Origin of the sequence: Agrobacterium sp. SORGH_AS_0745 (genome assembly GCF_030818995.1) — a bacterium.
Classification (GTDB): Bacteria; Pseudomonadota; Alphaproteobacteria; order Rhizobiales; family Rhizobiaceae; genus Agrobacterium; species Agrobacterium tumefaciens.
The window spans coordinates 2,821,785-2,836,128 of record NZ_JAUTBI010000003.1 but is presented as its reverse complement, the minus strand read 5'-3'; the positions used below and the strand labels follow the sequence as shown (position 1 = coordinate 2,836,128).

Sequence of the window (14,344 nt, the reverse complement as noted above, 5' to 3'; positions counted from 1 at the left end):
TCGCGCCAATGTCGAGCGACGAAAACTGATCGCGCGTGTCGAACAGAACGGTGCCACCGGCGCGCATATAGGCATCGATACGCGATATGGCAGCGCTCGACGGCATGGGGGCGGAGGCCGACACCGGCCAGTAGATGATCGGGTAAAAGGATAATTCATCCTTGGATATATCGAGGCCGACCGGCTGGCCGGGCTCCAGCGTCGTGCGCCAGGTCAGGAATTCGCTCAATCCCTGCAAACCCTGTTCGGAAATGCGGTCGACATCGTCCTCGCCGGTGCGGACATAGGCGAGATGCGTCGTGTCCAGCCGCTCGAAAATCTGCTCGTCACCGGGTTTGGGGTCGTCGGCGCGCACATCGCTCGGGGACATCGCGGCGAAGGCGCCAATGGCCAGCAGCACGGTGGCAGCTGTGGCGCTGCGGGCTTTCGGCAGGCGTGCGAAGGCGCCGTTCATAAAGAGCACGATGAGACTGTCGGCAATCAACATCAGGAAGGCGGCGATGAACAAGGCCGGGCGCAGCGATTTCGCCGTTTCGCCGATCAGTGCTTCGCTGGTGGTGTTGACACCCGCGAGCGAGGTATCGAGCGGGCGAAGCGTGGCGCCAGCCGGTAGAAGATTGAGAGCCACGAAACCATCCTCTGTGCCATAAAGGCCGGGGGGATTGTCGAAACCGGTGCGGGGAGACTGACCGGGGCGCATTTCCAACGGCCGGGCGGAGCCGACATCGGCTGACAAAGCACCTTCGGCCGTCAGTAGCCGGAAGGGCGGTAATGCTGCGGCCGGGGCATTCGCGGAGGTGGAAGCACCGCCTGCCTTGGACAATTGCACGATACGGCGCAACATATCGACGAAGTGGCCTGATATCGGCAGGTCGGACCAGCTTGCCTCGGCGCTGACATGGAACAGCACGATGCGGCCCGCCTCGACATTGCGGGTGGTGACGAGTGGCGTGCCGTCGGCAAGGCTCGCCCAGGTGCGCTCGGCGAGGTCCGGTGTCGGTTCGGCCAGAACCTGCCGTTTTACGAGCACGCCATCGGCCTTCGGCATTCCGGCAAAGGCGCCGAAATTCGGGAAATCGGCAAGCGGCTGTGGCTCGGCCCATGAGAGCGCGCCGCCAAGCGCGCGTTCACCCTGCCGCAACGTCACCGGCACCAGCGGATCATTGGTGGGGGCTGCGGCAAGGCGCGGTCCGGCAAAACGGATCAGCGTGCCGCCGGCGGCAAGCCAGCGCTGCATCGGCTCATAGGTCTCCTGCGGCAGACGTCCGATATCGGCCATGACGATGACGGAAGGATTGGATTGCAGGATTTCCGGGATCGCCTGCGCAAGATCTGCCTGTCGTTGCGGGATGAGATCGACAAAAGGCTGAAGGGCGCGGCTGATGTAATAAAGCGGCTGCAGCAGCGGCTGGAAATCATTGCCGGTTTCACCGGCCAGCAGCGCCACGCGGCGGCGGCGGAAACCGTCATCCAGAAGATGCACCGCGCCCGCCGTTGAAACTGCCTCGATGGAGAGGCGGGCGAAGTCGTTGCGCAATTCGAAAGGCGCTTCCACCGTCGCCGTCGTTTCCGCTTCGCCGGGGGCGAAACTGGCGGTGCCAGTGGCAAGGATGCGGCCCTGGCTGTCCTGCGCATTGACGGTCAACCGGCTGGGGGAGGCCGTGTCGAGCCGCGATAGCGTGACGCTCATCGCATCGGCATTGTTGGCGGCGCCGGTTATGGCGGCGATGGATTTCCCATCACCTGTGACGATGCGGAACTCGGCAGCTGAGAGGCTGGCCAGCGTTTTGAGTGCGCTTTCATCCTGCGCGGTCGCAACGCCGTCGGCAATATAGGCGAGCGTGCCGGGGGAGGTGCCGTTCAGCGCCTCGGTAATGGCTTCCGCAGTGCGCACGCGGTCCGGCGCAAGCGGCTTCGGCTTGGCGGCGGCGAGCTTGTCCAGCGCCACCGCCGTGGTGGCAGGCACGGCGTCATGTTCGGCATCTGCGGTGAAGCTGATGGAAACGGGGCGATCGGCCCTTTCCGCATCGCCGATCAGGGCCTGAGCGGTTTCGACGCGTCTCTGCCAATCAGTTGCGGAGGCCCAGCTATTATCGACCACAAGCACCAGGGGACCAGTGCCGGCAATGCTGTTGTTGCGGGGGTTCACCACGGGATCGGCCAGCGCGAAAATCACGGCGGCGGCGAGCGCGATGCGCAGCAATGTCAGCCACCACGGGCTTTTCGAGGGCGTTTCCTCGCGCTTCAGCACGGTGGCCAGAATTTTCAGCGGCGGAAAAACCTCTGCCTTGGGACGCGGCGGGGTGAGGCGCAGCAGCCACCAGATGGCTGGAAGCGCCAGAAGGCCGAAGAGAATATAGGGGCTGGTGAAGACGAAGGGCAATGCGCTCATCGGTTGCCACCGCCTTGCGCGGGCGCACCGGACAAATACATGTGAACGGCCACAAGCGCCTCGGAGGCGAGATGATCGGTGCGGTGAAACACGAAATTCCAGCCTAGACGGCGCAGCGAAGAAGACAGCGCTTCGCGGCGGGCGAGATAGGCGCGGGTATAATCCTCGCGAATGGTTTCCGCGCGGCCGGAGACGAGTTTTTCACCGGTTTCCGGGTCGGTAAATTCGGTGCGGCCCGAATAGGGGAAGGTTTCTTCGGCCGGATCGGCGATTTCCACCACATGGCCGCGCAAGCCGCGCCGCGCGAGTGGCGAAATCCGCTCCATGACGTTTTTCGCATCGTCGAGAAAATCGCCTATGAGGACGATGTCGCTTGCACCGCGGATCATGCCCGTTTCCGGCATGCCTGTGGTGAGCGGCGCGTGCATGATGGCGGCAGCCAGACGTTCGGCGGCGTTTCTGGCCGAGATGGGCTCCATGATACCGGGACAACCGATACGCTCGCCCGAGCGGGCGAGGATTTCCGCCAGCGCCAGCATCAGCACCAATGCGCGGCTTTCCTTGGAGACGGAGCCGAGGGTGGATTTGAACATCATCGACGGCGACATGTCGGCCCACAGCCAGATGGTGTGGGCAGCTTCCCATTCCCGATCGCGCACATAGGTGTGGTCGTCGCGGGCCGAGCGTCGCCAGTCGATGCGCGACAGGCTCTCGCCTTCGGCATAGGGGCGGAACTGCCAGAAATTCTCGCCGATGCCGCGCTTGCGCCGGCCGTGCCAGCCGGCGGTGACAGTGTTGGCGATGCGCTTGGCTTCGACCATGCAGTCCGGCACCAGTGCGGCACGCTGGCGCGCGCGCGCCAGGACTTCGCTACCCGGTGTCTTATCTACGATCTGGCCGATGGATGCCACAGGCACTCCTTTCGAGAAAGCTTAGGCAGATGTCAGAGCGGCGGGCCGCTCCGATTTTTTTGTCGAGCATCGGATTTTCCGAAAACAGCGTCACACTTTTCGGTCCGATGCCTTAGTTCTTCGCCTGCTCCACAAGGGCTGCGATGACATCGCGCACCGACATGCCTTCGGCGCGGGCGGCGAATGTCAGCGCCATGCGGTGCTCCAGTACCGGTTCGGCCAGCGCATAGACATCGTCCAGCGACGGCGCGAGCCTGCCTTCGTAAAGCGCACGGGCGCGTGCCGTCAGCATCAGGGACTGGCCGGCGCGGGGACCCGGGCCCCAGACAACGTGTTTGTCGGTCAATTTGTTGCCGTGGCCGGGGCGGGCAGAGCGGACAAGCGAAAGGATCGCGTCCACAACCTTGTCGCTGACCGGCATCTGGCGGATGAGCGCCTGGATTTCCATCATGCGTTCGGCGTCGATTACCTTGCGTGCCTCGCCCGATGCGGTGCCTGTCGTGTCGAGCAATATCTGGCGTTCGGCGGCAAGCTCGGGATAGCCGACATCCACCTGCAGCAGGAAGCGGTCGAGCTGCGCTTCAGGCAGTGGATAGGTGCCTTCCTGTTCCAGCGGGTTCTGGGTTGCGAGAACGTGGAAGGGTTTCGGCAGGTCGTAACGCTGGCCGGCCATGGTGATGTGATATTCCTGCATGGCCTGCAGCAGTGCGGACTGCGTGCGCGGGCTGGCGCGGTTGATTTCATCCGCCATCAGCAATTGCGCAAACACCGGACCTTTTATGAAGCGGAAGGAGCGCCGCCCGTTTTCATCCTGATCCATGACTTCGGAGCCGAGAATATCCGATGGCATGAGGTCCGGTGTGAACTGGATGCGGTTGGCATCGAGCCCGAGAACCGTTCCGAGCGTGGTGACGAGCTTGGTCTTGGCAAGCCCGGGAACGCCGACGAGCAACGCGTGGCCGCCCGAGAGTATGGCGAGAAGCGTGTTCTGCACCACTTTTTCCTGGCCGAAGATGACCTTGGATACCTCCGCGCGGATCGCGGCAATATCCGAAAGCGCCTTTTCGGCCGAGGCGACGATGGCTTTTTCGTCGAGGGTTTCGCCGGTATTCATCACGCCCATGTCGCTCTCCTCATACCTTTGCCGCCGACCCATTCCTGCTCCGATCTTGATGGCCATTGGCCGGAGCGGATTTCGCGCTGCAACTAGCTTATTGCTCTCTTGGCCGCTGACAAGCGCCATTCGAATGACTATGTCGTGACTTAGTATTTCCTTATCGGCAAAGCGAGACTCGAATATGGCAGCGGAGACGATAAATTCGGCAAGCGATGCAGCAGGGCTGGCGGCGATGATTTCCCGCGCCGCCGAGCAGACCGGTGACGCCAAACGTGGACCTGCCCCGGTGGAGCGCTGGAATCCCCCCTTTTGCGGCGATCTCGACATGGAAATCCGCGCAGACGGCACCTGGTTCTATATGGGTACGCCCATCGGCCGGGCGCCGCTGGTGCGGCTGTTTTCCACGGTCCTGCGCAAGGATGACGACGGCAAGACCTATCTTGTAACTCCTGTGGAAAAAGTCGGCATCCGCGTGGTGGATGCACCTTTCGTGGCCGTCGAGATGAAGGTGACGGCGGGCGAGAAGGATGGCGGACCGCTGCTGACCTTCCGCACCAATGTCGGCGATGTGGTGGAGGCCGGGCCGGAGCATCCGCTACGCTTTACGATTTTCGGAGAAAACCGCGAATTGAAACCCTACATTCTGGTGCGCGGCAGGCTGGAGGCGCTCGTCTCGCGGGCGGTGATGTATGATCTCGTGGCACTCGGCGAGGTGATCGATGTGGACGGTGTCGAGATGTTTGCCGTGCGCTCGGGCGGGGTTGTCTTTCCCGTGATGCCCGCCAATGAACTGGAACGGCTTTCGCAATGACAATGACGACAACCCGCCTTGAAACTTTTACCGCCGCCGATTTCCGCCGCCGGGTGCTGGAGGAAGGCGAGGGCGTGGCGGAACGCGAGAATGGCGATCATCTGCTCAATCCGGGCGTGGTGCTTTCGGGAAACGGCATAAGGCTGAAGGACGCCGCCGTGCTGGTGCCTGTCATCGACGACGGCAACGAAGCGCGGGTGATCTTCACCCAGCGCACCGCAACCCTGCGCAAACATTCCGGCCAGATTTCCTTTCCGGGCGGTGGCATCGATGCTGGGGACCGCACACCGGAAGAGGCGGCTCTGCGCGAGACGGAAGAGGAGATCGGCCTCTCGCGATCTTTCGTGGAAACAGTCGGGCGTCTGCCGGATTATATTTCCGGTACCGGTTTTCGCATCAAGCCGGTGCTGTCGGTCGTTCGTCCCGGCTTTGACCTGACGCTCAATCCCACGGAAGTGGATGAGGTTTTCGAGGTGCCGCTGTCTTTCCTGATGGACCCAGCCAATCACGGGCGCGGAAGCCGCATCTTTCAGGGGAAGGAGCGGTTTTTCTACGAAATGCCCTATGGCGAGCGCTACATTTGGGGCATTACGGCGGGCATCGTACGGACGATTTACGAGAGGTTTTATTCATGAGCAGCCTTGCCGGGCGGGACTGGTTTGAAAAGCCGGCGCTGAAGCGCATCTTCGCGCTGTTGAACGCCGATGGCGGCGAGGTGCGGATCGTCGGCGGCGCCGTGCGCAATGCGCTGATGGAACAACCGGTCGTCGATGTCGATATGGCGACGACGCTTACCCCCGATGTGGTGGTTGAGCGCGCCAAGGCGGCGGGCATCAAGGCGGTACCGACCGGCATAGAACACGGTACGGTGACGCTGGTGATCGACGGCGAAGGTTTCGAGGTGACGACGCTGCGCCGCGATGTCGAGACCAATGGCCGCCATGCGCAGGTCGCTTTTGGCACAGACTGGCAGATCGATGCCGAGCGGCGCGATCTCACCATCAACGCACTTTACGCCGACGAGGAGGGCGAGATCATCGACCTCATCGATGGCCTTCCCGACATTGAAACCGGCACGGTGCGTTTCATCGGCGATGCGGTAATGCGGATTTCGGAAGATTATCTGCGGATTCTTCGCTTCTTCCGCTTTTTCGCCCATTATGGTTCCGGTCGTCCCGATGCCGATGGCTTGCGCGCCAGTGCGCGGGCCAAGGACAAGCTGGGGACGCTCTCGGCCGAGCGGGTGTGGAGCGAGCTGAAAAAGCTGCTTTCCGCGCGCGATCCCTCCCGCGCCTTGCTGTGGATGCGGCAATCCGGCGTGTTGGCGGAAATTCTTCCCGAAACGGAAAAGTGGGGTATCGACGCCATTCACGGGCTGGTGGCAACCGAACAGGCGCTCGGCTGGACAGTTGACCCGATGCTGCGGCTTGCTGCCATAGTGCCGCCCGACAGGGAGAGGCTAACGGCGCTTGCTGCGCGGCTGCGGTTGTCGAAGGCTGAAGCAGCATATCTCGCCCACTGGGCTTCCGCGCCGGTGATCGATCCGGAGATGAAGGAGACGGCGCTCGACCGGCTGCTTTACCGGCAGGGCGTTGACGGTGTGAAGACGCGGCTGAAACTGGCGCTTGCCTCGGCCCGCGCCGACCTTTCGGGCGGTGAGGCGGCGATGCAGAAAGTCGCGCGGCTTTCGACGCTGCTGACGAGAGCGAACAAGTTCCACAAGCCCGGCTTTCCGCTGAGCGGCGCTGATGTGATGGCCGCGGGCGTGGAGTCCGGTCCGAAGGTAGGCGAGGTGCTGAAAAGCCTCGAAGAAAAGTGGATCGACGTCAATTTCTCGCTAGACCGGGCAGCGCTGACCGCCCGGCTGAAGGATATGCTGGAGAATTGAGATCGCAGTGCCGGAGGCGTTGCAGCTCAGGCCGCATTTGCCTCGTCGCGGATGCGGGATTTGATGTTTTCGATCATGTTTTCGCGGATGATGGTTTCGCCGTGGACCGATCGCATATGTTCCACGGTGCGGCGCACGACTTCCGCGTCGTCATCCGCGCGGGTGTGCCAGGCACAGCCGGGCACGAGCGTTCCACATTCAAACAGTCTCATGGTCTTGCCTCCCTGTTTTAGACAGAGGGACAGCCTGCAAATGCCTGCTGTCCCTCTGACAAGAAACGAACGGTCGCCGCTAATGTTCCAGAGCGGCGTCCGCTGACCCTGTTCAGGCCCTATTCGGGCATCGCCCAGCACTGGAAAACAGAGGATGTGCCGGCTGCCGGGATTTTTGTACGAGGCATTTCGTCATTGTCGGCCCGCGTCACCGCTTTTCCGGCAAGCGTGCGTTTTACTTGTTGGACATAAAAGGAATGCGGCAGTTCGCGATCGCCGGTGGCACGCATTTCCGCTGCCATGCGGTCGATCAAATCAGGGGTATCGATGGAATGCGAGGCTCCCTCAGCGGAAGCGGATATAGGCATGCTGTTCGAAGTAATCATGACGATAGCTCCTCCAGTACGTCTGCACGCAGGAGATTATCATTGCCTTTATTTTTCCATAAGTCCTAATTTGCGCGATTTGCGCCCAAATTCCTGACGGGCGTCAAATTTACGTGAGTATTTCAGGGCCAGCGGACCACGGGCGGCAGGGAAGACAGAATCGATTCGACATTGCCGCCGGTCTTGAGGCCGAAGATCGTGCCGCGGTCGTAAAGCAGGTTGAATTCCACATAGCGGCCACGGCGAATAAGCTGCTCGTCGCGGTCCTCTTCCGTCCAGGGCTGGTTGAAATTGGACCGCACGATTTTTGGGTAGACCAGGTTGAAGGCGCGGCCAACATCCTGCACGAAGGCGAAATTGGCGTCCCAGCCGCCCTTTTCCTCTTCCGGGTGCAGCCAGTCGAAAAAGATACCGCCGGTGCCGCGCGGCTCGTTGCGGTGCTTGAGGAAGAAGTACTCGTCGCACCACGACTTGTAGCGCGGATAGTCGGCCACGGGATGGCGGTTACAGGTGATCTCGAAGCCGCGGTGGAAAAGCTGGGTGTCTGGATCCTGTTCCGTCCGCCGGCGTCCAAGCACGGGCGTCAGGTCCGCGCCGCCGCCGAACCAGTGGCTGGTGGTGACGACCATGCGGGTATTCATATGAACAGCCGGCACATTGGGATTGACCGGATGGGCGATCAGCGAAATGCCCGAGGCCCAGAAACTGGGGTCTTCTTCCGCACCCGGTATCTGCTGGCGGAATTCCGGCGAGAACTCACCATAGACGGTGGAGGTGTGGACGCCGACCTTTTCGAAGACGCGGCCCTCCATCATCGACATCTTGCCACCGCCGCCCGCGCCATTGTCGCGCAGCCAGTCCTTCTGCACGAAGCGTCCCGGTTCCTGATCGGCGAGCGGGCCGCTCAGCTCGTCTTCAAGGGTTTCGAAGGAGGTAACGATGGTGTCGCGCAGATGCTGGAACCAGGCCTGGGCGGCGGCCTTCTTGTCTTCTATGTCCTCGGGCAAGCCCTTCGGCAAAGATGGCCGTTCCATGCATGTTCTCCTTTGGTGAAGTCGATTCCCTGTCGCATCTAGCAGGTGCTGGCCTTGCGCACAAATTCGACTCGCCAAGTTCACATGCGGGCACTATCTTTAGCGATGTAGGTGCCAGAGGTGAATATCATGACGAAATTTGCCGGACCGCCGCCCCTGGACGGGCTGAAGCGCAGGATCGCCAATCACCGCAAGGCGCGTGAAAGTGACGGCGGCGATCCGATGCGCAACGGCATGTTCGTGCGGCAGACCTTTTGTCTCGACCGTGAAGAAGCCCGTGCCAAGGCGCGCGAGTGGTTCGACAGTTTTCCGAAGGCCGCCTATTGGACCGAAGTGGAAAGCTGGCGGCAGCTGGAAGGCGACCGCATCGAATTCACCATGCGGCGGCTTCCTTCGGCAGACTAAGCTTTAAGCACGCGGTTCGGCGTAACGCAGGCGGCTTTCGATCAAAACGCCGCTTTCATCCAGAATGGGATGGGCAACAGAGACGATATGGGCGTTTATGCGCTTCAGATCGCGCAGCATGTCGAGATGCAGTGAACTCGTCTGCATGCTTTCCGTCAGCCCATCGCGCAGCCGCTCCAGATGGCGGTTGGACGACTGTTTTTCGAGGCGGCGTATATCCACCTTGCTTTCCATCAGCCGGCGGGCGAGATCGAAATCGCCGGTCACCAGAATGCTCTGGGCAGCCCGCAGATTTTCGATTGTCATGTCGAACAGCGTCTTCAGCTCCTCATAACCGTCGTCGGAAAATTTGAAGCTGTTCAGCACCTTCTTGCGGATCTGCTCGCAAATGCCTTTTTCGATGATGTCGCCGATATGTTCGAGATTGATCGCGTAATCGATGATGGCGATCGAACGGCGCGCTTCGTCGTCTGCAAGCCCTTTGCGCCCCAGTTGGGAAAGATAGACCTTCACCTCCTGCTGACGGCGATCGACCTTCTTTTCGAGCAGGGACACTTCCTGAAGGGGTGCCAGATCATTATGCTTGAAGGCGTTTTCGGCGCGGATCAGCATGCGCTCGATAGCATCGCCGACGCTCAAGACCTCACGCGTGGCATTGGCGAGCGCCACAACAGGCGTATCCAGCGCCTGCTGATCGAGGAAATTCGGGCCATCTTCGGTTTTCGGATCGCCCGGCACCAGCTTTGCCATCAGGTCGGATATGAGGGCTGAGAAGGGCCAGGCAACCGCTGCCAGAATGACATTGAAGATGAGATGCGCATCAACAGGTAATTTGGCGGGCGAAAGCGGCAATTGCTGCAAAAGCGTTGCGCCATAGGATGCGAGTGGCATGGCGATGAGGCAGCCGATGGTGCGCACCACAAGGTTGCCGATGGTGATGCGCCGCGCCGAGGCCGGGCCGGAGAGCGTGGCGATGACCGGCGGAATGGCGCCGCCGAGATTGGCGCCGAGAATGAGAACGATGATGAGACCGGCGGACAGCGTGCCGGTAGCAGCAAGCGACAGGATAAGCACCACGACAGCGAGGCTGGAGGAGGAGACGAAGGCCAGCACGGCGGAGAAGATCAACGCGACGGGCCATGCGCCATCAAGCAGACCGATGAAGACGCCAAGGGCTGGCGAGGCACGCATCGGTTCGGTCGCGCCGCTCAACAGATGCAATGACAAAAGCATCAGGCCGATGCCGATGACCGCGGTTCCGCCACCTTGTCGGGCGTTTGAGCTACCCTTTTTGAGCACGATACCGGAGAGGATCAGCAGCGGCGACAGCCACTCCACACCGGCCGCGACAATCCACGCGGTGACAGCGGTGCCGACATTGGCGCCGAGCAGCACGACCTGCGCCATGCGCGGCTTGATGAGATCGCGTTCTGCGAAGGAGGCGACGGTAAGCGCGGTTGCCGTCGAGCTTTGCAGCGCGACAGTGGCGAAAAAGCCGGAAAAGAAGGAGCGCGGGCCGCTCTGGGTGCCCGTCGCCAATACACTTCGCAATTTCATGCCGAAGGCACGGGTAACCCCATCCTTGACCTGGGCAAGACCAAAGAGCAGCAGCGCGACTGCGCCGAGAAGGTTGACGATGACAATGGTGGATTGCATGCGACGTCTCCTCACACCCGCCGGCGGATGGCTGCGGCGAGGGCGATTTTTGTTGTCCGGCTAATAAGTATAGGAGCCTGAACGCCTTCGGTACAGGCCGGGTTGCGACAGTTTTGAAGCAAAAACGGTCAATTTTTGTATTTGCACGAAAAAATGGCGCTAAAAAAGGCGCTTACGACCATGCGGTCTGGCGCAAAGCCTCGCCGGTGATCATCGCGGCGGACATTGCGACGTTGATGGAGCGCTGCCCCTCGACCATCGGGATGATGATTCGCTCCTGCGCCTTTTCATGAACGTGGTCCGGCACACCAGCACTTTCACGGCCGAAAAGCAGGATATCGTCGTGGCGATAGGCGATTTTCGTATAGGGCAGGGCGGCCTTGGTGGAGGCGAGAACGAGGCGGCGGCCGGTGGTTGCGCGCCACTCCTCAAACCGGTCCCAGCTGACGTGGCGCGTCAGCGCCGCCGCTGCGATATAATCCATGCCTGCCCTTTTCAGGTTGCGGTCGGAAATATCGAAACCGGCCGGCTCGATGATATCGACGCCGAGGCCGAGACAGGCCGCCAGCCGCAGGATCGTGCCGGTATTGCCGGGAATATCCGGCTGGTAGAGGGCAATCCTGATTTCGGGTCTGATATCGCTCATGGTCTTCTCACCGCGTTTGGAATGCCGGAGCGCTTATCACGGGCGGCGGGTTTGTGACAGATGCAGCCCGAGAGGACCGTTTCGAAGAGTGCCGTATTCATTCGCGTGACACACAGTCGGGCTACCCATTAACCATCGTGCCGTCAGGCCGATCCGGCATATCCGGTTGCGTCGGATCGGCGTTGTTTCGATCCGGGTTCCGCGCAGCAAAAACAGGAAGATATCATGTCCGAACGGGCGAATTTCGTCCATTTGACCGACCTGCATGTCGGCAATCTGCAGGTGCAGGACGATGATCTTTATTCCGACACCTCGGCCACGCTTGCCGATACTCTGGCGCAGATCAAGGCGCTCGGGCAGGCGCAGGACGCCGCCGAGTAAGCTGCGTATCCAGGCCTTACAACGGGCGGAGACCTTTGCCGGGTCTTCTCCGCCCGTTCGGCAGAATCGGTCGCAATCGAGAGCTTTTCTGACGCGTTCGGCATCTTTGCGGCTGGTCAACGATTAATTTTTGCGCTACAAGGCGACATCTTCAACACCAGCTAGGGAGGTTCTGATGCAAAATGACATTCGTATTCGCCTCCCGGCCCCAGTAGTGCTGCTGCTGGCCTAGGTGTTACCCCCGCGGTTCGACCGCGTTTCCCATAGTTTGATTCGTCATGTGGCTGTTGCGGCCATATCCAATACTTTTCTGTTCCGTCGTGAGCCATATTTGCGCTTGCTCACGTTTCACGATGGGGCGATTGCTTGCCGGAGCTTGGCCTATGTTTGGCTGGTTTGAAAAACGCCTTGATCCTTTTCCCTCTTCGGCGCCGTCTGTGCCGCCGAAGAAGCTTTTGCCGTTCGTGTGGCATTATGTGCAGCCCGCATGGCCGTGGCTCCTGCTGCTCGGCCTGATGTCCATGGGTATCGCCGTTGCGGAAGCCATGCTCTACAAATTCCTCGGCAGCATCGTTGACTGGCTTTCCACGGCCAATCGCGAGACGTTTTTTGCCGATGAGGGCTGGCATCTGATGGTCATGGCTGGGCTGGTGCTCTTCCTGCTGCCACTGATGGGCGCTATCCACACCATGACGATGCACCAGACGCTTGCCGGCAATTTCGGCATGATCGCGCGCTGGAAGATGCATCGTTTCCTGCTGCGCCACTCCATGAACTTTTTCGCCAACGAATTTGCAGGCCGGGTTTCGACCAAGGTGATGCAGACGGCGCTGGCGATCCGCGAAGTGGCGCTGAAGGTGATCGACGTGTTCGTCTACGCTATCAGCTTCGTCGTCTCGATGCTGTTCATGGTTGCGGCCGCAGACTGGCGGCTGGTCATTCCGCTGCTGGTGTGGCTCGGCATCTATATGGGTATCCTCACCTATTTTGTGCCGAAACTCGGCCGGCTCGCACAGGAGCAGGCCGATGCGCGCTCGATGATGACGGGGCGTATCGTCGACAGCTATACAAACATCTCGACGATCAAGCTGTTTTCGCATGCGGGCCGCGAGGAAAGATATGCGCGTGAGGGCATGAACGTGTTTCTCGGAACCGTTCACCGCCAGATGCGCAAGATTTCCGGCTTCAACATCCTGATCGACCTCAACAATGCGGTTGTGCTGTTTTCCACGGCCTCGCTCGGTCTTTATTTCTGGATGCAGGGTTCGGTCACGGCCGGCTCGGTTGCCATTGCCATAAGCCTTGCCATGCGCGTCAACGGCATGTCGCAATGGATCATGTGGGAAGTCACGTCGCTGTTTGAAAACATCGGCACCGTCTATGACGGCATGTCGATGATGACGAAGCCGCACGATATCGTCGATGCTCCGAAGGCGCCTCAGCTTGCAGCACCGCAGGGCGCGATCCGTTATGATAACGTCCGCTTCCACTACGGCAAGAACAAGGGCGTGATCGACGGGCTGACGCTGGATATCAAGCCGGGCGAGAAGGTCGGACTGGTCGGGCGTTCCGGTGCGGGCAAGACGACGCTGATGAACCTGCTCCTGCGTTTCTACGATCTGGAAGCGGGCAAGATCACCATCGACGGGCAGGACATCTCCAAGGTGTCGCAGGACAGCCTGCGCGAGCTGATCGGTGTCGTGACGCAGGATACTTCGCTGCTGCACCGTTCGATCCGCGACAACATCGCCTATGGCCATCCCGAGGCCACCGACGAGCAGGTGATCGCGGCGGCAAAGCGGGCGAATGCCTGGGACTTCGTGGAAACGCTAGTCGATATGCATGGCCGCCAGGGCCTTGATGCCCAGGTGGGCGAACGCGGTGTAAAGCTGTCCGGTGGCCAGCGTCAGCGTATCGCCATTGCTCGCGTGTTCCTCAAGAACGCGCCGATCCTGGTGCTTGATGAAGCGACCTCGGCGCTCGACTCGGAAGTCGAGGCGGCGATTCAGGAAAACCTGTTCTCGCTGATGGAAGGCAAGACGGTTATCGCGATCGCCCACCGTCTGTCGACGCTGACCGAAATGGACCGGCTCATCATCCTCGACAAGGGCCAGATCGTGGAATCGGGCAGCCATGCGGAACTGGCGGCGATGGGAGGTATCTATGCCGATCTATGGCGGCGCCAGTCCGGCGGCTTCATCGCCGACCACGAGGCGGAAGCGGCTGCCGAGTAAGGAGAGCTCGAAGGGCGGGAAGCATGGTTTCCCGCCCTTTCGTTTGCGGTTCACGTTTATCTATGTAGGCGAGTTAAACCTCTCCTCCGTCATGCCGGCCTTGAGCCGGTTTCCAGTCACGGCGCGTCTGCGCCGTGAAAGGAGTCTCCGCGATCAAAAACTTGAATCGCGCTTTACCCCGGATCTAGTCCTTGGTGACGGAGTGAGGATGCTGCGAGTGCGCAAAATCCAGGTGGGTCTATCCAGAGCCCGGTGGAACATTCTTCGCCCT

14 protein-coding genes are annotated in these 14,344 nt (G+C 60.9%); 6 read left to right on the top strand and 8 right to left on the bottom strand.

The features are described 5' to 3' along the window. The 3 genes from QE432_RS23615 to QE432_RS23605 all read right to left on the bottom strand — a co-directional run. Positions 1-2,392 (bottom strand): DUF4159 domain-containing protein (locus QE432_RS23615; protein ID WP_306625919.1); only part of this gene is annotated, 2,392 nt, incomplete at its 3' end. Continuing rightward, positions 2,389-3,303 carry a DUF58 domain-containing protein gene (locus QE432_RS23610; RefSeq protein ID WP_003513542.1) on the bottom strand — a complete coding sequence of 305 codons (915 nt, stop codon included), beginning with the start codon at positions 3,301-3,303 and terminating at the stop codon, positions 2,389-2,391. The genes QE432_RS23610 and QE432_RS23615, both read right to left, overlap by 4 nt. A 112-nt stretch (positions 3,304-3,415) precedes the next feature. Continuing rightward, positions 3,416-4,426 (bottom strand): AAA family ATPase, encoded by a 1,011-nt coding sequence (locus tag QE432_RS23605; protein WP_003513541.1) that lies wholly within the window; start codon positions 4,424-4,426, stop codon positions 3,416-3,418. 175 nt (positions 4,427-4,601) lie between these two features. Here QE432_RS23605 and QE432_RS23600 point away from each other — a divergent pair, with 175 nt between their 5' ends. The 3 genes from QE432_RS23600 to QE432_RS23590 are packed head-to-tail and all read left to right on the top strand — an operon-like array spanning position 4,602 to position 7,119. After that, on the top strand, positions 4,602-5,231 hold the full coding sequence (locus tag QE432_RS23600) for a DUF1285 domain-containing protein (protein WP_013636611.1): 630 nt from the start codon (positions 4,602-4,604) through the stop codon (positions 5,229-5,231). Then, positions 5,228-5,866: an NUDIX hydrolase gene (locus tag QE432_RS23595; protein ID WP_003513539.1), complete on the top strand. Its 639-nt coding sequence runs from the start codon at positions 5,228-5,230 to the stop codon at positions 5,864-5,866. The genes QE432_RS23600 and QE432_RS23595 overlap by 4 nt, the downstream gene beginning before the upstream one ends. After that, complete coding sequence (locus tag QE432_RS23590; protein ID WP_121556735.1) at positions 5,863-7,119, top strand: CCA tRNA nucleotidyltransferase; 1,257 nt, start codon at positions 5,863-5,865, stop codon at positions 7,117-7,119. Before QE432_RS23595 ends, QE432_RS23590 begins: the two co-directional genes overlap by 4 nt. A 26-nt stretch (positions 7,120-7,145) precedes the next feature. Here QE432_RS23590 and QE432_RS23585 read toward each other — a convergent pair whose 3' ends face one another. From QE432_RS23585 to hemF, 3 genes are all read right to left on the bottom strand, one after another. Continuing rightward, a complete protein-coding gene (locus QE432_RS23585; RefSeq protein WP_306625916.1) occupies positions 7,146-7,331 on the bottom strand; it encodes a DUF1059 domain-containing protein in 186 nt (61 codons plus the stop codon). Positions 7,332-7,450: 119 nt separating this feature from the next. Further along, positions 7,451-7,717, bottom strand: coding sequence for a hypothetical protein (locus QE432_RS23580; protein WP_306625914.1), 267 nt, complete (start codon positions 7,715-7,717; stop codon positions 7,451-7,453). A 122-nt stretch (positions 7,718-7,839) separates the two neighbouring features. Further along, positions 7,840-8,751 (bottom strand): oxygen-dependent coproporphyrinogen oxidase, encoded by a 912-nt coding sequence (gene hemF, locus QE432_RS23575; RefSeq protein ID WP_003513531.1) that lies wholly within the window; start codon positions 8,749-8,751, stop codon positions 7,840-7,842. Positions 8,752-8,880: 129 nt separating this feature from the next. Here hemF and QE432_RS23570 point away from each other — a divergent pair, with 129 nt between their 5' ends. Then, positions 8,881-9,156, top strand: coding sequence for a hypothetical protein (locus tag QE432_RS23570; protein ID WP_013636608.1), 276 nt, complete (start codon positions 8,881-8,883; stop codon positions 9,154-9,156). Between the two features lie 3 nt (positions 9,157-9,159). Here QE432_RS23570 and QE432_RS23565 read toward each other — a convergent pair whose 3' ends face one another. Next, on the bottom strand, positions 9,160-10,812 hold the full coding sequence (locus QE432_RS23565) for a Na/Pi cotransporter family protein (RefSeq protein ID WP_019565202.1): 1,653 nt from the start codon (positions 10,810-10,812) through the stop codon (positions 9,160-9,162). Positions 10,813-10,984: 172 nt separating this feature from the next. Then, on the bottom strand, positions 10,985-11,458 hold the full coding sequence (locus QE432_RS23560; protein WP_003513525.1) for a tRNA (cytidine(34)-2'-O)-methyltransferase: 474 nt from the start codon (positions 11,456-11,458) through the stop codon (positions 10,985-10,987). A 225-nt stretch (positions 11,459-11,683) separates the two neighbouring features. Between QE432_RS23560 and QE432_RS23555 the strand changes: the two genes are divergently transcribed. Next, positions 11,684-11,839 (top strand): hypothetical protein, encoded by a 156-nt coding sequence (locus tag QE432_RS23555; RefSeq protein ID WP_162995199.1) that lies wholly within the window; start codon positions 11,684-11,686, stop codon positions 11,837-11,839. Between the two features lie 383 nt (positions 11,840-12,222). Next, positions 12,223-14,073, top strand: a complete 1,851-nt coding sequence (locus tag QE432_RS23550) for an ABC transporter ATP-binding protein (protein WP_306625911.1) — start codon at positions 12,223-12,225, stop codon at positions 14,071-14,073. Positions 14,074-14,344 lie beyond the last annotated feature (271 nt).